We start from the raw sequence: 20144 nt of genomic DNA on the forward strand, positions 1-20144 counted from the left end.
AAATACATTCTGACAAATTATATTTGCGTAAATATATATATGATACACTTTAAATCGTTGGAGGTTCTTAATGACAAAAAAAACCATCTCAAAAAAGGCAAAAGTTTTAGCGGTAGAGGAGAGCGATAGCGATGCGCAGGCGCGTCTTGAAATATTAAAAAAAATGCGCATCGTGATTCGTGCTGCTCAACAGCATTCCTTATGGATAGAAAAGCAATGCGGTGTGAATGGCGCGCAGTTATGGTTGATGCAGGAGCTGCATGAAGAACCGGATTCGCGAGTGGGTGAGCTGGCAACAAAGCTGGCGATTCATCAAACCACGGCGAGCAATTTGCTCGACGGTCTGGAGAAGCGTGGTTATGTGAGCAAGATGCGTGATCCGAAAGATCAGCGAGTGGTCAGAGTCAGTCTGACTGAAGAAGGAATGAATGTATTTTTAAGTTCCCCCAGACCGGCACGCGGTTTGTTGCCAGAAGCATTGCGGCAGCTGGATACCGAAAAAATCCGGGAACTGAACAGCGGGCTGCAGGGGCTGCTCGACAGCATCGATGCTTTGGATGAAGGGTTTGCATTGTTACCGCTGCCTTTTACGATGTAGCGGCACAAATAAATAACAGCGGAAAGCCGAATTTTGTTTTCTTTGATCGCCTCCCCGTTGGGAGGATTTTTTTAGCTTTTTGAAAAATTTGTTAAGCATGGCGCCGGAAAATCAGGGGATGCCGGAGAACATGCTCATTACCCAAAAGCCCCGAATTTACTTCCGAAGGAGATTCAAATGCGCGTTCTTACCCTGGCAAGCAGTTTTACCATCGCGACTGCATTACTTGCCGGTTGCAGCACACCACCGAAAGTGGCAGAAAAACCGGCGGACGCTCCGGCAAAACCTGTGGTGCAAGACAATCGTGCGGTCGCGACAGTCACGGCACCCGTGATTGATCCCTTAAATGATCCAAAAAATATCCTGTCCAAGCGCAGCGTTTATTTTGATTTTGATGCGTATGTGGTGAAACCTGAGTATGAGAACATTGTCTCCGCGCATTCAACTTATATCCGCGATAGCAAAAGCCGCAAAGTCCTGATTCAAGGGAATACCGACGAGCGCGGTGGTAGCGAATACAATCTCGCACTGGGTCAGAAACGTGCGGAAGCCTTGCGTAAGGCGATGGTGATTTTGGGTACACCGGACGGCCAGATTGAAGCGGTTTCATACGGTAAAGAAAAACCTAAGGCCACTGGCCACGACGAAGCGTCGTGGGCAGAAAATCGCCGTGATGACATCGTGTACACCAGCCGTTAATTCATCATCGTCCGTGTTTCTAACGGGTCCCCTCTGCACCAGCGGCAGCGGGGACTTTGATCTTTAAGAATGTGCGTTCATCGTGTGCGTCAAGAGTGAGCTACATGTCGCACACTGCAGCAAATATAAAATGATGCGACTACGATATCTGGTGTGGATTTTCTTTTTTTGTGCAAGCAGTGCTTACGCGAAGTCATTTGATTCAGAACATATTCTGGTGGTCGATGATGCCAGTGGAAAAGTGATACTGGAAAAAAATGCGAATAACATTACACCCATTGCGTCACTTACCAAGCTGATGACGGCGATGCTGGTGATTGACAGCCATGCTGCCATGGATGAAAAAATAACGGTAGAAGAAGCCGATGTTGATAAGGTCAAGCACAGTTCCTCGCGCTTACCCGTTGGCAGCACTTTAACGCGCGGTGAAATGCTGCAAATTGCATTGATGTCGTCAGAAAACCGGGCGGCTTCCGCGCTGGCTCGTCATTATCCGGGTGGCTACGCGGCGTTTATGGCCGCCGCTACGGCCAAGGTGAAAGCGCTTGGAATGACGCAGACGGTGATCGTCGAGCCGACCGGTTTGTCGCCGGAAAACGTGTCCACCGCTGCAGATTTAATGAAACTGGCAAAGGCGGCATCTCAATACAAATTGATCCGAGAAGTGACCTCTGATGAGGCTGAGCAACTGCATGTCAGGCGCAGGGACATAGAATTTCATAATACCAACAGCCTGGTTGGTAAGAATGGCTGGAAGATTTTGCTGTCAAAAACCGGGTTTACGAATGAGGCGGGCAGTTGCCTGATCATGCAGATTCTCATCGCTAAAAAGAAGGCAACAATGGTGATACTGAAAGCCAGAGCCAAATCGACCAGGCTGCGAGACATTGTCAATATTCGCCGCCTATTGGAAGCCCGCGTTGATGACTGATATTCGCCTCAATGCACTCCTTACGTGATTCAGGGGCAGGAGTTCAGAACCAGCCAGCCCGTTGCGACGGTATTGCCGGGCTGATTTACCGATGATTTGGCCTGAAATATACTGGGGGGAGTATATTTTAAAGCCCTTTAAACATAAGGACATGAAGCATGTTTTATGAAAAAGCAGGGGGAGTATATGAAAATACCCGCTTTTTCAGCGTAGATTTCGGCTGAAGTATCAGCTTAGACGTATCAGCTTAGACATCAGCGCAGATATTTGAGCCGCAGCTTGTCGAATAAGCTGGATTGCTGCACCTTTTCAAAAGCTTTGCGTATCTTTTTCACCAGCTCTGGGTCGCTGTTTTTGCTCATCGCCAGATAATAATTGCTGCTGCCATCGATTAGGAGCAATGGTTCGAGTTCATCCATCGTACGGTTCTGCGATTTCATTAAAAATGCGGCGCTCCAGTTCTGAAAAATGGCCAGATCAACGCGGCCCATCAGAAATTTTTTCATGTTGGATTCGTCAGTCGGTGCGTAGTCGACCACGTAGTCAGGAAACTGACCTTTACGCATGAACTCTTTCGCTGACGCCATTTCCCGTACCAGCCCGGTTTTATAAGCACCGGCATCGGTCAGCGTTTTTACCTGTATGTCGGTGCGGGACTTCAATTTATAGAGATAAATCTGGCGGTTGCTGAGCACGCCTATCCACTCAAACTGCGCATCACGCTCGGACGTGCGGGTCATGGAATAAATCAGGGTATTCGGTTGTTGCAGCGCCCGTTGATACGCGCGTGCCCAGGGTATCAGTTCTATCGGGGCTGCCAGCTTTGCTTCTTGTAAAACCGCCTGCACAATTTCGGTGGAATAGCCGGTGACGCTGCCACTCTCTTCGAAATTCAGCGGTGGCAAACTCTCGGTGACCACGGATAACTGACTGGCGCAGGCGGTTGCGGGTGCCAGACTGCATGCGCAGAACAACAAACAACCAGTTAAAAAAGAATAAGCAAAGCGAGGCATGCCGGAATTTTAACAGTTGGATATGTGTGAAGGTGAGTATCAGGCCATCGTTGGCGGCTTTTATTCACATAGTCACATCACATCGCGTCACATCGTATTTCGTCCGGTGAAATACGATGATGTGCATTAAGCTGCGGCCACTTTTTGCATCGCTGCGAGTAAGGCATCAATATGTGATTCGGGAGTAAAAATTCCGGGTGTGACTCTGATGCAGCTGCCAGATACCAGGCCGTTGCGGGGAACCGTAAAAATGCCGTGTTGCAAGGCGAGCTGTGTTGCTAATCCCGTGGTGTCTTCCGCCCTGGTTTTTCCTTTCAGACGGAATGCGCTGATGGCGCTGCTCAGCCTCGCATCGGACGAGGCCAGCACAGCTACGCCCTTGATCTGGCGCGCGCCTTCGACCCAGCGATTGCGCAAATACTGTAGCCGCGCCTGTTTGTTTGCCACGCCGATCGCTGCGTGCAGATCAAGCGCTTTCGGCAGGCTCAGGTAAGCCGCAAAATTCAGTGTGCCGGTGTGCACGCGTGTGCTGATGTCGTCGCCATCAGGCTCACCCAGATAAGGGGCAATATCGCGCACGCGTCCCCGCTTGATATACACCGCGCCGACACCGACCGGCGCGCCTATCCATTTGTGCAGATTAATGCCGACGAAATCCGCTTGCAGATCCGGAATGCGCATGTCGAGTTGTCCAAAGCCGTGGGCGGTATCGACGATCACATCGATACCGCGTTCGCGCGCCAGCCGGGCAATGTGGGCGACGGGTAAGACCATGCCGTTGCGGTGATTGACATGCGTGAGCAGAATTAATTTCAGGCGTGGATGCTGATCCATCGCTGCCACATAGGCGGCGACCACGGCATCGTAACTGAATGGTTCCGGCATATTGATCGCCACAACGTTGACGCCACGGCGTTGCTTTAACCAGCGCATGGTGGTGATCATATTGTCGTAATCGATATCGGCATACAGCACGCTGTCACCCGCTGTCAGACGTTGGTAACCCGCGATCAGCACTTGCAAGGCTTCGGTTGCGCCGCGCGTAAATACGATTTCATCGTGGTGAACGCCGAGTGCGTCGGCGGTGCGTTTGCGCGCAGTCTCGAACTCGGCAGGAAAGTGCACCCGCCCGTACCAGGCGTTACCACGGTTGACCATCGCCAGTTGCTGTTGATAATCGGCCAGCACAGACTTCGACATCGAACCCCAGTAAGCATTGTCGAGCAGGATGACATCATCCGTGATGTCGTATTGTGCTGCGACTGCATTCCAGTAAGCGTTATCACGCGCCAGCGTCGCCGGTGTTGCGCCAACAGGGGCGACCGGCATAGCTGGTGCAGCTAGTGAAGCTGGCGATGGCTGCTCTGCCGCACCTGCGCTACCGGATGCCAGCGGCAGCGTTCCCAACAGTGCTCCTGAGCATAATAAATGACGGCGCCTGGCATCGACTTTGTCGTTGTTTTTCATACTGTTACCACTCAAAATTTCACCTTGTATTCAACGTAGAGGCTGCGGCCGTCCGTGTCATACGGTGCGTTACGTGAGTAAATCAGACCACGGCTGGCCTGGAAGCTGGCTTCGTCGGGGTATTTATTCAGCAGATTATCGATACCGGCGCGTATCGATTGCTTCTGACTGAGCTTGTAACTGAGGGCGATATCGAGAAACTGAATGCCGCCAAAGCGCTGGAAAATATCACCGGTCGCATTGCCGGAATTATCGGTCCAGGCACCGTAATAGCGAACGCGTGCCAGCGCATCCCAGTTGCCGCTTTCATAGTTACCGCTGATCGTCGCTTTCTGGCGTGGCAGACGTTCTTCGAATACCTTGCGTTGTGCCGCATTAGTCGCAACGCTGGATTGGCCGCTGTCAACCGTGGTTGTATTGTAGTTATATGCCAGTGTCAGATTGAGTTTGCCGTTGCCCAGCTTGCTCAGGTGACTGCCGACGATATCAATACCGCGCGTCGTGGTGTCAAAGTCATTGGTGAAATAACTGACCGAGGTGTAACGCAGCGGATTCGCGATACCTGCTGGCACTGCAAATGAAGCCGAGGTGCTGAAACGGTCTGTCACTTTAATGTTGTACACGTCGACAGAACCGGAAAAGCCCAGCGCATTTTTCCATGTCAGGCCGAGTGACAGGTTTTGTGATTTTTCGGGTTTTAATGGCTGTGCGCCCAACAGGATCGCGAGCGGATCATTATTCGCCAGACGCCCGCTGGTGAACAGCAAAAGCGTCTTTGTATCCAGACCCTGGCCGGTGCTGTTGGTATTCGATTGTCCCGGCGTTGGTGCGCGGAAGCCGGTGGAGTAAGAACCGCGCAAGGCCGTATCCGGATTCAATGCATAGCGCGCCGACAGCTTGCCGTTGACGGTATTGCCGAATTCTGAAAAATGTTCATAACGCACGGCGGCACCAAGATTCAGCGCTTTGCTGACTGGCGCTTCGATGTCAAGGTAGGCGGCATAGCTATCCTGCCCCCAACTGCCAGCCTGTCTGTCACTGAAACCCGGTGCGCCGTTAGAATTCGCATCCAGCCCGATCGCAGCGCCGGGGCCAACCGTATATGAGGCGACCTCACCTGCTTTGACGCCGTAGGTTTCGTTCCGGACTTCGGTACCAAACGCAATATTGAGCGGTTGTGCCATTGATGCAACTGGTAACTCGTAGTTGACGTTTGCATTCAGAATTTTTTCTTCCTGTGACAAACGTCCGAGGTAAAACGCGGTCGGGCTGGTTGGCCCCATTGAAGCATTAATAGAATTCGCCAGTTTATAGTCGATGCGGTTGCGGCCATAGGAGGCGCTGACATCCCAATTCATGCGCTCGCTCACCTGCCCGCGTAGGCCAGCGACGAACTGCACATCATCCTGCTCATTGGAATAGCTGGGGCTGAAACCGACAGGGTACAAACGACGCAAATCCCAGCCGGGGAACACGCTGCTGGTTTTGTACGCACCAGTGCTTGTGTCTGGGTTACGCCAGTTGAAATCAGAGGTGCCATCGCCGCTGCTATATAAGCCGTAGCTGTACAACGCGATTGTGTCGCTGAGGTTCATGCTGGCGTTGAAACCGATGCGCTTGCTTTCTAATTCAGGCTGACCCCAGCGTTGCACCGGATTCGGCACGTTCAGTTCTGGATGCGCCGCCTGAAACGCAATCGCATCGGCTCGCTGGCGCGTGCGTGAAGTAGGATCAGACTTGGCCAGCGCGCCGAAGATCGTCGCTTTTCCAGCGTCGCCGAATGTGAAGCCCGTTTTCAAATTCACTTCATTGCTCTTGCCATCGCCTTCAGAATATTGCGAATGGCGAACCGAGAATTCCGTACCCGGTGTATCGTCAAGAATGATGTTGATCACACCGGCAATCGCATCCGAACCATATTGTGCAGACGCGCCATCGCGCAGAACTTCTATGCGTTTGATCGCGCTGACAGGAATCTGCGCCAGATCTGCCGCCTGCGCACCGCGTGAACCGAGCAGCGCGCTGCGATGGAAGCGTTTGCCATTGATCAGTACCAGCGTTTGGTCGGGAGATAAGCCGCGCAAGGTAGCGGGTCGCACGAAGACCTGACCATCTGCCATCGGCAGACGCTGCACCACATACGATGGCACCAGTTGTGCCAGCACGTTATTCAGATCAGATGAATCGACGGAGCGGATATCTTCCCGGTTAAACACATCGACCGGCGCCATGGTGTCAAACTGGGTACGATTGCTGCCGCGTGTACCGGTGACGATCACCGCCTGAGCCCCAGCTTCTTCATTGCCGGCCGCGGACGGCGTAGTCAGATTATTTTGCGCTTGTGCTTGCGGGAGTAACAATGCATTCAGGCTACACAGTAATGCCACGGCTTGTGCGATGCGGGTACGGGATAAAGTCATTGGATACGTTCTCTGAGTTTGAGTCTGTCAGGCAACTCCGCGTTTGGCAAAAATGTTAACAAATTGCAGTAATTATCACGAAGTTAATTTTACTCACATTAAAAGCATTTAAATCATGCGAATGATGTGAAGCAGTCAGATACTAAGAACGAAATGTTTCTCTGGCGTGACATCTATTATCTATCTCTTTACGGATATCACGGATAGACAAATCAGAGGTGAAATGTTGACGTTTGGCAACAACGAGGTAGGTGATTTGCGTTTGGAACACATGTTCCGACCAGCTATCGGTATCGCAGACAGCAGATGCGTTCAGCCGGGAATATCAACGGCGATCAACACGTTTCAGTGTTTTTTTTGACAAGACGCGTTCAACTAGCTAATGCCGGAGAATGAATGAAAGGAAGTGTGGTGCGCCAGACACGAATCGAACGTGCGACCCCAGCCTTCGGAGGGCTGTACTCTATCCAACTGAGCTACTGGCGCGGTGAGGGTGTTGCAAGGCCAGCATTTTAACCTAATTTCCATCGTTTCTTGTAAATCACTTCGCGCTTTTTGTCGCAGATGATCAGCAGATTCGCTGATACTGATCAGAGAAACTCCGCTTTTCGTTCCAAACCCTTATCTTTCGCTCTATAATCAAAAACTTTGATACCAGCCACTTCCAGTCGCTGGCGGGCAACCGGAACGACCATTTCATTTGCAACGAGGACACCATGAGCGACGCGCACGACGAACACGAATCAGCGATTAAGACACCAAAGCAACTTATCGTTGCGATTCTCGCCGGATTTCTGGTCCCCATTATCGCTATTGTTTTATTGGTTCAATATGTAGCCAATGATAAAAAAGTTGGTGCTGGTTCATCTGCACAAACGCCGGAAGCGATTGCCGCACGTATTCACCCGGTTGCTGATCAGGGTTTTACGTTCCAAGACAACACTGGCCCTAAACAATTACAGTCAGGCGAAGCCGTCTATAAAATGGTTTGCTCCGCATGCCATGACTCCGGTGCGGCTGGTGCGCCAAAATTTGCCGATGCTGCTGCCTGGGCGCCACGTATTGCTCAGGGCTACGATACAGTGTTAACGCACGCGCTTGGCGGTTTGCGCGCAATGCCAGCCAAAGGCGGCAATCCTGATCTGGACGATGTCGAAGTTGCCCGCGCTGTGGTGCATCTGGCAAATGCAGGTGGCGCCAAATTTAAAGAGCCGGAAGTCAAAGCGGCAGCAGAGGCGGATGCTTCAGCGAAATAAACACATGCTGCGTCACTTGCACGATAAGCACTGTGACTGAGTGTAGTAATAAAAAAGCCCTCGTTTTTACGAGGGCTTTTTTGTTTGTTGCTTAGCGCGAAATAAGTCTCTCACGCCAACAGATACGTAAGACATTTATGCCGCGTAAGGGCGCTGGTCTTGAATAAGCAACTGCTTTTAACTCATTGCTTGCATGCTGATTTATACGAGGTCGGTGCTGCAACATTCCTAAAAATATGTCTACTCAGTTTGAATTGCAAAATTTCCACAAAATGGTGCAAAAATATTTTTTGCCACAAAATGGTGCAAATAAGTCAAATTATCTCTTCCCGAGATCTTTCATCGTTATAAAAGCAGTCTTTCCCAGAAGTAAATATAAGTAAATCTATTTGCTATTTTTTAGCTCCCGGCGGGCATTCTTCGGCTATTTGCGATGATTTGATAAATAAAATGCAGATTGAACAAAAAACGACAATTGATCAAACAATTTATATTGCTTTGCACAAAAAAAGCGCGAGTCTCTGAGGGACGTTTTTTTATTGAAAAATCGATGTTGTTTTTTTGCGAAGGCAAAAAAAAACCAGATTGACACTAAGAGTACCCAGATGTTTCTATGACGAATAATATTTTTTTGACAGAATTATTTACATAAATAGGTTCGTATGAATGGGCTTATTTACATAGAACAAAAGCTATAACAACGTGTAAAAATCTGCAAAAAATATTTAACGGGGTGTTGGACATTGTGTATTGCAGCAGGATTGATTCATTTTTAATCGTAAAACATACACAAAAATAACAAGCAACAGAGAACGGGGTTTTTCATCGTTTCTTGTTGCTTATTGTTTAATTGGATACTTAGGAACTCACATGTCAAAAAATATAGTTTTTAAAAAAACGCTGGTTGCCCATGCGTTGACGATGGCGTTTGGTGTTGCAGCATTGCCTGGTCTGGCAATGGCGCAAGAAGCACAACGCGTAGAAATTACAGGCTCCTCGATTAAACGGGTTGACGCTGAAACAGCGTTGCCTGTACAAATCATTACCAAGGCTGAAATTGACCGTTCGGGTGCGACTAGTACGCAAGAGTTGCTGGGTTCAATCTCGGCACTGTCCACTGCTGGTGCAACTGTAAATGCGACAGGTGCCGGCACATCTACCGGTGGTTTGTCTTCCATTTCCTTGCGCGGTCTCGGATCTGCTCGTACTTTGGTTCTGGTTAACGGACGCCGTTTAGCGTCATTTGCGGGTAGTGACGGTTCTACTGTCAATGTCAATGTTATTCCTTTGGCAGCTATCGACCACGTTGAAGTGCTGAAGGACGGTGCTTCAGGCGTTTATGGTAGTGATGCGGTTGCAGGTGTTGTTAACTTTATTTTGTCTAAGAAGGCAACTGGTGTTGACGTCACTGCAGGTTACGGTTCACCTTCTGCGAGCGGCGGTGGTCAGTCGCAAAAGGCCTCCATTACGGCAGGTTTCGGTAATTTGGAGTCCGATGGGTACAGTGCTGTTTTGTCTGGTTCTTATGAAAAAGATAAAACATTGTTTGGACGTGATCGTTCATATGCATCCACTTCAACAGTGCTGCCATACTTCAATGGTACGGCAACTGGTTTAGGTAATATTCAAGGTAGCTGGACCCCAGGTGTTGGTGCAGATAAAGGCTTCAGCTCAGGTGGTAGCGGTTATGGTAACCCGCTCGCAGCAGCAAATAACTGCGGTTCTATTAAGATGGGTTTGCTCCCTAATTCCGCCAAAGGTGCGCCATATTGCTACTATGATAGTGCGCCAGATGTTGGCCTGATTCCTGATCGTGAATTAGCCAATTTCACTGGTAACTTTACATATAAAGTTAACTCTGACATGCAATTGTTTGCGGATGCCTTGTACTCGCAAAGCAAAGTGACACAGACTTATCAACCGTCCCCCGCACGTGCAAGTTTTTTTGAGACAGACGGTTTGTTTGCAAAAAATAATGTAGTGCCTGCGTTGCTTTTGTACCCAAGTAATCCTGCATATCAAACGATTGCGGCACCTTATTTGAGAAGTAAAGGCTTTGGCTCGTTACTTAACGGTAATCCGCTGTCTATCACATCTCGCGTGTTTGATTTTGGCCCACGTCAGAATGTGGATACGGCAAAACAATCCCGTCTGGTTATTGGTACAAAAGGTACCTTCGCTAATCAGGATTATGAAGTGGCATTTTCAAGCAACGAGTCAAAATTAACCAGTGCTGTAACAACTGGTTATTTCTCACAAGTTGCTTATGCGAAGATCATCAATGATCCTGCAAATAATTGGAATCCATGGGCTCCAGGTGGTGTGCAAACCGGTGCATTAGCAGACAAGATTCAAACATCTAAATTTACTGGCGACTTTTTCGATGCAACTTCGAAAAGTAATTCGTTGGATGCAAAAATTTCCGGTGATCTGATTAAACTCGGTGATGTACAAACGCTGTACGCTGCAGGTGTTCAGTCTCGTCGTGAAAGCTATGTAACTGCGCCAAGTGCAGCGTATCAAAGTGGCGATATTGCTGGTTTAGGTGGTCAGCAAGTGCCGCTTGATCGTAGCCGTACCGTCAATTCTGTTTTTGGCGAAGTAATTGTTCCTGTATTGAAAACACTGGAAGCCACTGCATCTGTCCGTAATGACCGTTATAACGATGTTGGTGCTTCAACTACATACAAAGCAAATATCCGCTGGCAGCCAGTTAAGGAAGTGGTGCTGCGTGCATCGGTAGGTACAGGTTTCCGTGCTCCGACGTTAGTTGATCTGTGGACGCCACAAACATTGGGAACATCTGAAGCGTTTAACGATCCGGCGACAAATCAAACTGGGTTGCAAGTCAACCAAGTCAGTGGTGGTAATCCGAATCTGAAGCCAGAGAAATCTGATCAATATTCGTTTGGTATGGTGTTGCAACCAACGAATAACATCAGTGTCGGCTTTGACGTGTTTAATGTAAAAATTAAAGATATCCTGGCCACTCCATCTGCACAAGAAATCGTATCGCGTTTCCGTAATGGTGATAAAGCTTACGCAAGCTTAGTAACTTTACAAGGTAACGATGTTTCTTTGATCAGATCAGTGTTGTCTAATACTGGCGATGCTAGTGTGCAAGGTGTTGATGTTTTCGCTAACTGGCGCGATACATTTAGCTTCGGTCGTGTAGAAGTGGCTTTGAACGGCACTTACATGGACAAATTCGACCAAACTAGCCCTGGCGGAGATATTTCTCACAAGGTTGGCACGTTGGTTGACGGTACTGGTGCTCCAGTTATTGGTGCTCAAAATGGTGGTGTCGTATTACGCTGGAAGCACCAACTGGCTGGTACCTGGACAATGGGGCCTTGGGCGACAACTTTGATCCAGAACTACAGAACTGGATATGAAGTTGGTCACGATTTAAATGACAATCGTGTCTTCCTTGCCAGTGAATCTATTTTTGATGCTAATGTCAGTTACAAAGGTTTCAAAAATCTGGTGCTGGGTGTAGGTGTGAAAAATCTGTTTGATAAACAACCAGGCATCATTGGTACTGCTGTAACAAATCAGTTCCAAGCTGGTTATGATGTTACTCAATACGATCCACGTGGCCGTTTTGTTTATGTAACAGCAAACTATCGCTTTAAATAAGTAACTTTTGCGGCAGAGTTAGCTCTCTGCTGCATGGTTTATTCATGAGTAATAAAAAAGGCTGATGCAACGCGTCAGCCTTTTTGCTATTGCGACTAGCCGTATTCGTAACGCAAAATATTCTCGTCGACGTTAACGCGTTGCGGAAGTTATGTACGTTAAAACCAAAGCAAATCGCGCTCTAATTAATGTACCCGTTTACCCGCCGCATAAGTCGCCGCAATACTGCGGTCATCTCCCAATAACGCCAATGCGAACAGCAATTCTTCCAATGAATTACAACTGGCAGTACGCCGTTTCAGCAGCGGTGTTGTCTGTGGATCGAGTACGATGAAATCAGCTTCGGCGTTGGTGACAAAATTGCCTATACAGCCTTCCAGTTGCATACTGCGTGCGCCGCCTAAGGTGGCGAGATAAAACATCCTTGTTGCGGGCAAATAGGTGCCACCCATACGGGCTACTTTGTACGCGCCGTTCATCGTTTGCAGCATCGAAAACGAGGTGCCGCCGCCGACGTCAGTGGCCAGCGATAGCTGGACGTTTTGGGCTTCTGCACGCTGAAAATCAAATAAGCCGCTGCCCAGAAACAGATTCGATGTCGGGCATAAGGCGACGGCTGACCTTGTGGCAGCCATGCGTGCACGGTCTTCATCATCGAGCCAGATACAGTGGGCAAACATCGCACGTTCCCGCATCAGGCCATAGCGATCATAAATATCGAGATAACTGCGCGCTTCAGGAAACAGCGAGCGTGCCCAGGCGCATTCATCCTGATTTTCTGCCACATGTGTCTGAATAAAGGTATCGGGGTAGGCACGTGCTAACTCACCAGCGAGCTGCATTTGCGCCGGGCTGGAAGTCGGCGCAAAACGTGGTGTGATCGCATACAACTGGCGGCCATGTTTATGCCATTTTTTGATCAGGGTTTCGCTGTCGCGGATGCCGCCTTCTGCGGTGTCGCGTAAAAATTCCGGACAATTTCTATCCATCAGCACTTTCCCCGCGACCATGCGCAAGTTGCGCGCCGCGCTCGCTTCGAAAAAGGCGTCGACCGATGCTGGATGCACGGTGCAATACACCATCGCGGTGGTGGTGCCGCAACGCAGTAATTCATCCAGAAAAAAATTGGCGACTTCCTGCGCGTGCAGGGGATTTTCAAATTGTTTTTCAGCTGGAAACGTATATTGTTCCAGCCAAGGCAGCAGCCCTGGTGCCGGTGACGCAATGATGTCGGTCTGCGGATAATGGATATGCGTATCGATGAACCCGGGAGTAATGATTTTGCCGGGGAAGTGCTCAACCACGACGTGATCAGGCAGCGTCATTTTTAACTGTTGATAATCACCCGCTGCCTGAACGTGGCCATCATTGACGATCAGCAGGCCGTCTTCGTGCCAATGTGTTCCGTCCGGATTACGCAGTGGATCATCGGTAAAGTGCAGCAGGCTTGCACGGTAGGCTTGCATATTGTGGATAGTCATCTGGTTCTGTCGGACAGAGATTTGATGCGGCTCGCAGGGCTAATTTGCCCGAAAAGCCGCATCAATATTGGGTGATTGTTTGAAAAAATGTACTCTTGATCTGCGTATCTTAATCGCGAATCGCATTCACTGCGCGCAGAATTGCCTCACTGGTTGCGGGCGCACTTAAAAGCGGATGACGCTGATGATCAGCAACGCTGGCAATTGCATCGCGTATCGCAAAGAACACAGAAAACGGCAATAACAGTGGTGGTTCGCCAACGGCTTTTGACCTGTGTATGCTGTCAGCGACGTTTATATTTTTAAACAGGCTGACGCGGAAATCTTCCGGGCAATCTGAGATTGCCGGTATCTTATAGGTCGATGGTGCATGCGTGGTCAATTTACCGTTGGCATTCCACACCAATTCTTCCGTCGTCAACCAGCCCATGCCTTGTATAAATGCACCTTCTACCTGACCTTTGTCAATCGCAGGGTTGAGCGAATTACCCGCATCGTACAAAACATCGGCGCGCAATAATTTCCATTCGCCTGTCAGCGTATCGATGACGACTTCTGACACCGCCGCGCCATAGGCATAATACGAAAACGGATTGCCCGTCATCGATTTACCGTCCCAATGTAAATCCGGCGTCGCATAAAAGCCATCGGACCATAATTGCACTCGCGCCAGATAGGCTTTCTGCACCAGTTCTGCAAACAAAACGGTGTCGCCGCCTGAGCTGATGTGGCCATCAAAGAAGCTTACTTCGCTGGCGATGCCGCCAAGGGTCGCAGCCGCAAATGTGGCGAGCCGTTCGCGTATTTGGTGTGCTGCAGCTTGTGCCGCCTTGCCGTTCAGATCGGTGCCAGTCGATGCTGCGGTGGCTGATGTGTTGGCCACCTTCGTGGTATCGGTTGCCGTCACTTTCACGGCGCTCAGTGGTACACCAAGTTCGTGCGCCACCACCTGAGCCACTTTGGTGTTGAGTCCCTGCCCCATTTCGGTGCCGCCATGATTGACCAGCACTGAGCCATCCAGATACACGTGTACCAGGGCACCAGCCTGATTCAGATGCGTCACGTTGAAGGCAATACCGAATTTGTGTGGCGTCAGTGCCAGCCCTTTTTTCAGCACCGGGCTGGTCGCGTTGTATTTTGCAATCGCCGCCCGGCGTGCCCGATAGTCGCTGCTCTGTTCTAATTCTGCGACCAGTTCGTGTATCACGTTATCGACCACTTTCTGACCATAGTGCGTGATGTTTCTGCCTTCGCCGTCGTTGCGTCCGTAGAAATTCAGTAGTCGCACATCCAGCGCATCTTTGCCAAGATGGCGGGCGATGTCGTCGATGATATGTTCTATCAGTATCGCGCCTTGCGGACCGCCAAAGCCACGAAACGCGGTGTTCGATTGCGTGTTTGTTTTGCAGCACATGGCGCGGATATCGACGTCGGACAAAAAGTAAGCGTTATCCAGATGGCAAACTGCGCGGGTTGCAACCGGGCCGGACAGATCAGCGGAAAAGCCGGCGCGCGACAGCATTTGTACTTTGACGCCGAGAATCTGCCCTTCAGCGTTGTAACCGACTTCATAGTCGTAGTGGAATTCGTGGCGCTTGCCCGTGACCAGCATGTCGTCGTCGCGATCTGCACGGAGCTTGACTGGTCGTTGCAGTTTGAACGCGCACAGAGCAGCAACACCAGCCCATAACGCTGATTGCGATTCTTTACCGCCGAAGCCACCGCCCATACGCCTGCATTCGACTTGCACACTATGCGAAGGAATAGCCAGCGCATGAGCGACGACGTGCTGCATTTCGCTAGGATGCTGAGTTGAGCAGGCGACGTACATGCCCTGCGCTTCTTTTGGAATCGCATACGCGATCTGGCCTTCAAGATAAAACTGTTCCTGGCCGCCGACCTGCCATTCGCCACTGATGCGGTGCGGTGCGTCGGTAAGAGCTTGCTGCGCATTTCCACGCGCCAGTGACATCGGTGGCAGCACATACGATTGTTGCTCGTGCGCGGCGCGCGGATGCAGGACGGCCGGCAGTGGTTCGTACTCGACTTTTGCCAGGCGAGCGGCGCGGCGAGCCAGTTCATGGCTGCGGGCAACCACTGCGAACAGCGGCTGACCGACATACTCAACAACGCCGTCTGCCAGTATCGGGTCATCTTTGATGATAGGACCACACTGATTGCTGCCGGGGAAATCACGGGCAGTGAATACGGCAATCACTCCCTGCGCCTGTCGCACGGCATCCAGATCCATATTCCGCACCAGCGCATGTGCCTGCGCTGATAAGCCGAGTGCAGCATGCAGTGTTCCCTGCGTCTCAGGAATATCATCGGTGTAATTGGCGCTGCCGCTGACGTGCAATACGGCGGATTCATGCGGATGTGATTTGCCTACTTCCGCCCATGGTGTTGCGTTTTGTTTGCTCATACGGACTCCTCTGCTGAGCTTGTGTCAGCCGCAGCCGCAAATGGATTGAGTAAGGCGGTCGGTAGAGCATCGTCTGCGCGCGTTTCCAGCCAGAAGCGACGCAACAGATTTTGCGCGGTCTGCAGGCGATACTCTGCTGATGCGCGCATGTCGCTGAGCGGTGCGTAATCTTCGGATAAGGCCTGCATCGCTGCTTGCAATGTTGCTTCATTCCAGATTTGTTGCTCGAGTGCAGCTTCGGCATGCGTTGCCCGTTTCGGTGTCGCCGCCATTCCGCCGAAGGCGATTCTGACTTTTGACAGGATCCCGTTTTGCAACTGTGCTGAAAAGGCAGCACACACCGCAGAGATATCCTGATCAAAACGTTTCGCCAGTTTGTAGGTACGGAAAATTTTTCCGGTGTGTGGCAAAGGAATTCGTATCGCAGCGACGATCTCCGTCGGGCGCAAGTCCTTCTGCTGATAGCCGAGATAAAAATCTTCCAGCGCCAGCTCGCGTTCGCCATCAGCGCTTTTCAGGACGATACGACTACCCAGTGCAATCAGCCACGGCATAGAATCACCGATCGGTGAACCATTGGCGACATTGCCGCCGAGTGTGCCAGCGTGGCGTATCGGTAATGAGGCAAAACGTTGCCACAACTCGCTTAATTCCTGCGGATAATATTGACACAACGCGCGATATGCATCGTCCAGCGTAACTGCAGCACCGATTTCCAACGTGTCATGGAGTTCAGTCACCGTGCGCAGTTCTTTGACTTGTCCGAGATAAATAATATTGCCCAATTCGCGGAATTGTTTAGTCACCCACAAGCCAATATCTGTGCCGCCTGCGAGCAGACATGCTTGCGGATGGGCGGCTCGCAGGCGGACTAATTCCGACATCGTACGCGGCACAAAAAAGTGTTGACCCTGATAGACATACTCCAGTGTTTCACTGCGAACCAAGCCCGCCAGTATGGCTGCCAACTCAGCCTGATCGAAATCCTGACGTGGTAATTCTTCCATGCGATGCGCGGCGTCAATGATGGGGCGGTAACCGGTGCAACGACACAGATTACCGGAGAGGGCGATATCGATCTGTTTGCGTTGCAGCGGAGCTGACTCCGGGCTTCTTTGCAAATACAGATCCCATAAAGACATAACAAACCCTGGCGTGCAGAAACCACATTGCGAAGCGTGGCACTCCACCATCGCTTGCTGCACCGGATGCAAAGGTGCTCCCTGGCTCAGGTCTTCCACCGTGAAAATAGCCTTGCCATCCAGCGTCGGCATGAGCTGTAGACAGGCATTCACGGATTTCATTTCGACTTTGCCATCCCGCAGTTCACCGGTGACAACGGTGCAGGCACCGCAATCACCTTCGGCGCAGCCTTCTTTGGTACCGGTGCAATGCAGGTCTTCGCGCAAGTGCTGGAGCAGGGTACGGGTGGGCGGCAAATGATCTGCCTCGTGAATTTGTCCCTGGAAAAAATAACGTATCAGCCCAGACATGAGAATCCCGTGTAGAAGTGTTGTGAAATTGCACGCAGCAGTCGAGAGTGACGTGAACCGTGAAGGTTAGCATTCAGATAAATTAAATTTATATCGAAATGATGATGCTGACTATCAACAGCAGAATTTATGCCAGCGAATCGATAAAAAGAAGGGGAATAACAAAGAAAGTTCTGAGCACAGTGGCTCTTACAAAAGCATAATTAGTTTGCACAAAAATAGTGCAGACTGCATTAGTTGCCAACGAATAAATGGAAACTATTTATTTCGCAATAGTTATTGAACATGTGTGAAAAAAAAGTGTAAAAAAGTGTTTCCATCTGGAAAAATTACAGTATATTTCCTACCTGAATGTTACAAAGTGCGAGTTGATTCTGAACAAAACTAGGACTTGCAATCAGGGGACAGGCACATTAGTTGCTGAAATTTTAGCGCTTTTGAATGTTTTAATTCTTTTTCAAAGTAGTGGCGTAAATGAATCTATCAAAAATGACTGTTGGTAAACGCCTGGGGCTGGGTTTTGCTCTGGTTTTAATATTTTTGATCGCACTGACGATCGTCGGTGTTTTCCGGATGTCTCAAATTCAGGGGCGTCTCGAAAAGATCGTGAATGTCAGTAACGTGGAAACCCGACTGGCACTCGATATGCGGGCGATCGTCTATGACCGTATGGTGGCTTTACGCAACCTGACCTTGCTCAATGACGAGGGGGACATGGAAAAAGATCTGAAGAACATCGCCGAACAGTCAAAAAAATACGCGGAAGCGAGTGACAAACTGATCAAGCTTGCGCAATCGGCCGATGTCGTTTCGGGTGAAAAGAAAGCCATATTCGATAAATTGAAAGAGCGCGAAACAGCCGCTGCTTCTTTGCCGGAAAAAGCCAAGGCGCTTGGGTTGGCGAACGATCAGGAAATGGCGACCATCACCCTGATCAAAAAACTGCGTCCGGTTCAGCAAGGCTGGCTCGATACTCTGGATGAATTGGTTGCATTGGAAGATAAACTGAATTCTGAAGTCGCCAGCGAAGCAAACTCAGCATTTAAATCGGCGACCAGCCTGATGCTGATTCTTGGTCTGATGGCATTAGCAGGCGGCATCGCGGCGGCGTTTTATATCAGCCGCAGTCTGATCCGGCAACTAGGTGGTGAGCCTGATTATGCGGCACAGATTGCCGGTCAGATTGCTGCGGGCGAACTGAGCGCACCGATAGACGTCAGAAATGGTGATCAGTCCAGTCTGATATTTGAAATGAAAAACATGCGTGACAGTCTGGTCAATATCGTCGCGCAAGTGCGTTCCGGTACCGACACGATCGCTACAGCCTCCAGTGAGATCGCGACTGGTAACCTGGATCTCTCGTCCCGTACCGAGCAACAGGCGAGTTCACTGGAAAAAACGACTTCGTCTATGCGTGAGCTGACAATCACCGTCAAGCAAAACGCCGATAATGCGCGTGAAGCGAATCAACTGGCTGCCTCTGCTTCTGAAGTTGCTCGTCAGGGTGGTGCGGTGGTTGCCCAAGTGGTTGAGACCATGGGCGACATCAATACGTCCTCAAACAAGATTGTCGACATCATCAGTGTGATTGATGGCATCGCATTCCAGACGAATATTCTGGCGCTGAATGCTGCGGTGGAAGCTGCGCGCGCTGGTGAGCAAGGACGTGGTTTCGCCGTTGTAGCAGCAGAAGTCCGTAATCTGGCGCAGCGTAGCGCCGCTGCTGCGAAAGAAATCAAAACGCTGATTGATAATTCCGTCGAAAAAGTTGAAATTGGTGCGCGTCTGGTGGGTCAGGCTGGTGTGACGATAGATCAGGTCGTGACCAGTGTTAAGCATGTGACCGAGATCATGACGGAAATTACGGCAGCAAGTCAGGAACAGAGCGCTGGTATTGAGCGTGTGAATCACGCGATTATTGAAATGGATGGCGTGACACAGCAAAATGCGGCTCTGGTAGAGCAAGCTGCTGCAGCTGCTCAAAGTTTGCAGGATCAGGCCGCTGAATTGGCAAATGTGGTGGGTGTTTTCAAACTCGACAAAAATGAAGGTCTCTTATCGTTTCAGTCGGCACCAGCGAAACCGGCAGCACCGGTTGTCAAACGCATAGAGCCAGCAATGAGAGCGGCAAAATCCAAGGCAAAAGCCAGTCCGGTGAAATCTTTACCAGCCGCAAAACCTGCTGTGAAAAAAGCCGCATCTGCTGCCAGCGATGATGGCTGGGAAGAGTTTTGATTAATCTTCAGACCAAGCGGCAGAATCAGCAGCAGGTTTAGCAGCATTAAGACATAAGCACCACATTTTTATATTGATCAGAAATGAAAAGAAATACCATGATGAAATCTTCGCGTTCTTTCCTTATCTCAGCCATGTTGTGTGTGGCTGCTTCTTCGGTGATGGCTGCTGAAACAGCGCCCGTGATGGATAATAAATCCTGCGATCCACCAAAGTATCCAAAGGCTGCTTTGATGAACGAAGAGAGCGGCACGGTGACCATGGGATTTCTGATTTCTGCTGACGGTAAAGTCGTAGAATCGAAAGTAGAGAAGTCCAGCGGTTCCCGTAGTTTGGATAAAGCGGCTATCGGTGCTTTGAGTCAATGCAAATTCAAGCCTGGCACAAAAGACGGCAAAGCCGAGCAGGCTTGGGTGAAAACCGATTTTGTCTGGAAACTGGAATAAGTCAGCAATATATGAAAAAGGGGGAAGACGCGATGTCTTCC

At 50.1% G+C, this 20144-nt stretch carries 13 protein-coding genes and 1 tRNA gene; 7 read left to right on the forward strand and 7 right to left on the reverse strand.

Translation table 11 applies throughout. From position 1 onward, the window contains the following. Positions 1 to 70 precede the first annotated feature (70 nt). The 3 genes from Undi14_RS00765 to Undi14_RS00775 all read left to right on the forward strand — a co-directional run bounded on the left by Undi14_RS00765 (position 71) and on the right by Undi14_RS00775 (position 2228). The gene (locus tag Undi14_RS00765; protein WP_200177545.1) at positions 71 to 598 is read left to right on the forward strand and encodes a MarR family winged helix-turn-helix transcriptional regulator; all 528 of its coding nucleotides are present in this window, start codon (positions 71 to 73) and stop codon (positions 596 to 598) included. Positions 599 to 775: 177 nt separating this feature from the next. Further along, entirely contained in the window at positions 776 to 1297 is a 522-nt protein-coding gene (gene pal, locus Undi14_RS00770) for a peptidoglycan-associated lipoprotein Pal (protein WP_200177546.1), read from the forward strand. 130 nt (positions 1298 to 1427) lie between these two features. Beyond that, complete coding sequence (locus tag Undi14_RS00775; protein WP_200177547.1) at positions 1428 to 2228, forward strand: serine hydrolase; 801 nt, start codon at positions 1428 to 1430, stop codon at positions 2226 to 2228. A gap of 254 nt (positions 2229 to 2482) precedes the next feature. On the opposite strand, the gene Undi14_RS00780 is transcribed toward Undi14_RS00775, so the two are convergent. The 4 genes from Undi14_RS00780 to Undi14_RS00795 all read right to left on the reverse strand — a co-directional run bounded on the left by Undi14_RS00780 (position 2483) and on the right by Undi14_RS00795 (position 7614). Beyond that, positions 2483 to 3241: an ABC transporter substrate-binding protein gene (locus Undi14_RS00780; RefSeq protein ID WP_200177548.1), complete on the reverse strand. Its 759-nt coding sequence runs from the start codon at positions 3239 to 3241 to the stop codon at positions 2483 to 2485. Positions 3242 to 3367: 126 nt separating this feature from the next. Next, complete coding sequence (locus tag Undi14_RS00785; protein ID WP_200177549.1) at positions 3368 to 4708, reverse strand: aminotransferase class V-fold PLP-dependent enzyme; 1341 nt, start codon at positions 4706 to 4708, stop codon at positions 3368 to 3370. Positions 4709 to 4719: 11 nt separating this feature from the next. Then, positions 4720 to 7128, reverse strand: coding sequence for a TonB-dependent siderophore receptor (locus Undi14_RS00790; RefSeq protein ID WP_200177550.1), 2409 nt, complete (start codon positions 7126 to 7128; stop codon positions 4720 to 4722). Between the two features lie 409 nt (positions 7129 to 7537). Next, positions 7538 to 7614: transfer RNA gene (locus Undi14_RS00795), tRNA-Arg, on the reverse strand. Positions 7615 to 7844: 230 nt separating this feature from the next. Between Undi14_RS00795 and Undi14_RS00800 the strand changes: the two genes are divergently transcribed. Together Undi14_RS00800 and Undi14_RS00805 are read left to right on the forward strand one after the other, a co-directional pair. Beyond that, complete coding sequence (locus Undi14_RS00800) at positions 7845 to 8384, forward strand: cytochrome c5 family protein (RefSeq protein ID WP_186884044.1); 540 nt, start codon at positions 7845 to 7847, stop codon at positions 8382 to 8384. A gap of 870 nt (positions 8385 to 9254) precedes the next feature. After that, positions 9255 to 12023, forward strand: a complete 2769-nt coding sequence (locus Undi14_RS00805; RefSeq protein WP_200177551.1) for a TonB-dependent receptor — start codon at positions 9255 to 9257, stop codon at positions 12021 to 12023. A 185-nt stretch (positions 12024 to 12208) separates the two neighbouring features. On the opposite strand, the gene guaD is transcribed toward Undi14_RS00805, so the two are convergent. The 3 genes from guaD to xdhA all read right to left on the reverse strand — a co-directional run bounded on the left by guaD (position 12209) and on the right by xdhA (position 17422). Beyond that, a complete protein-coding gene (guaD, locus tag Undi14_RS00810; RefSeq protein ID WP_234030350.1) occupies positions 12209 to 13504 on the reverse strand; it encodes a guanine deaminase in 1296 nt (431 codons plus the stop codon). A 109-nt stretch (positions 13505 to 13613) separates the two neighbouring features. Continuing rightward, entirely contained in the window at positions 13614 to 15929 is a 2316-nt protein-coding gene (xdhB, locus tag Undi14_RS00815) for a xanthine dehydrogenase molybdopterin binding subunit (protein WP_200177552.1), read from the reverse strand. After that, positions 15926 to 17422 (reverse strand): xanthine dehydrogenase small subunit, encoded by a 1497-nt coding sequence (gene xdhA, locus Undi14_RS00820; RefSeq protein ID WP_200177553.1) that lies wholly within the window; start codon positions 17420 to 17422, stop codon positions 15926 to 15928. The genes xdhB and xdhA overlap by 4 nt, the downstream gene beginning before the upstream one ends. A gap of 474 nt (positions 17423 to 17896) precedes the next feature. Here xdhA and Undi14_RS00825 point away from each other — a divergent pair, with 474 nt between their 5' ends. Beyond that, positions 17897 to 19657, forward strand: a complete 1761-nt coding sequence (locus Undi14_RS00825; RefSeq protein WP_234030351.1) for a methyl-accepting chemotaxis protein — start codon at positions 17897 to 17899, stop codon at positions 19655 to 19657. A gap of 98 nt (positions 19658 to 19755) precedes the next feature. Further along, positions 19756 to 20103 carry an energy transducer TonB gene (locus Undi14_RS00830; protein WP_200177554.1) on the forward strand — a complete coding sequence of 116 codons (348 nt, stop codon included), beginning with the start codon at positions 19756 to 19758 and terminating at the stop codon, positions 20101 to 20103. Positions 20104 to 20144 lie beyond the last annotated feature (41 nt).

Origin of the sequence: Undibacterium sp. 14-3-2 (assembly GCF_016595265.1) — a bacterium.
GTDB classification, from domain to species: Bacteria; Pseudomonadota; Gammaproteobacteria; order Burkholderiales; family Burkholderiaceae_D; genus Undibacterium; species Undibacterium aquatile.

Coding starts and splice junctions, on each gene's coding strand:
- Undi14_RS00765 (WP_200177545.1), top strand. CDS start 71: ATGACAAAAAAAACCATCTCAAAAAAGGCAAAAGTTTTAGCGGTAGAG.
- pal (WP_200177546.1), top strand. CDS start 776: ATGCGCGTTCTTACCCTGGCAAGCAGTTTTACCATCGCGACTGCATTA.
- Undi14_RS00775 (WP_200177547.1), top strand. CDS start 1,428: ATGATGCGACTACGATATCTGGTGTGGATTTTCTTTTTTTGTGCAAGC.
- Undi14_RS00780 (WP_200177548.1), bottom strand. CDS start 3,241: ATGCCTCGCTTTGCTTATTCTTTTTTAACTGGTTGTTTGTTGTTCTGC.
- Undi14_RS00785 (WP_200177549.1), bottom strand. CDS start 4,708: ATGAAAAACAACGACAAAGTCGATGCCAGGCGCCGTCATTTATTATGC.
- Undi14_RS00790 (WP_200177550.1), bottom strand. CDS start 7,128: ATGACTTTATCCCGTACCCGCATCGCACAAGCCGTGGCATTACTGTGT.
- Undi14_RS00800 (WP_186884044.1), top strand. CDS start 7,845: ATGAGCGACGCGCACGACGAACACGAATCAGCGATTAAGACACCAAAG.
- Undi14_RS00805 (WP_200177551.1), top strand. CDS start 9,255: ATGTCAAAAAATATAGTTTTTAAAAAAACGCTGGTTGCCCATGCGTTG.
- guaD (WP_234030350.1), bottom strand. CDS start 13,504: ATGACTATCCACAATATGCAAGCCTACCGTGCAAGCCTGCTGCACTTT.
- xdhB (WP_200177552.1), bottom strand. CDS start 15,929: ATGAGCAAACAAAACGCAACACCATGGGCGGAAGTAGGCAAATCACAT.
- xdhA (WP_200177553.1), bottom strand. CDS start 17,422: ATGTCTGGGCTGATACGTTATTTTTTCCAGGGACAAATTCACGAGGCA.
- Undi14_RS00825 (WP_234030351.1), top strand. CDS start 17,897: ATGAATCTATCAAAAATGACTGTTGGTAAACGCCTGGGGCTGGGTTTT.
- Undi14_RS00830 (WP_200177554.1), top strand. CDS start 19,756: ATGATGAAATCTTCGCGTTCTTTCCTTATCTCAGCCATGTTGTGTGTG.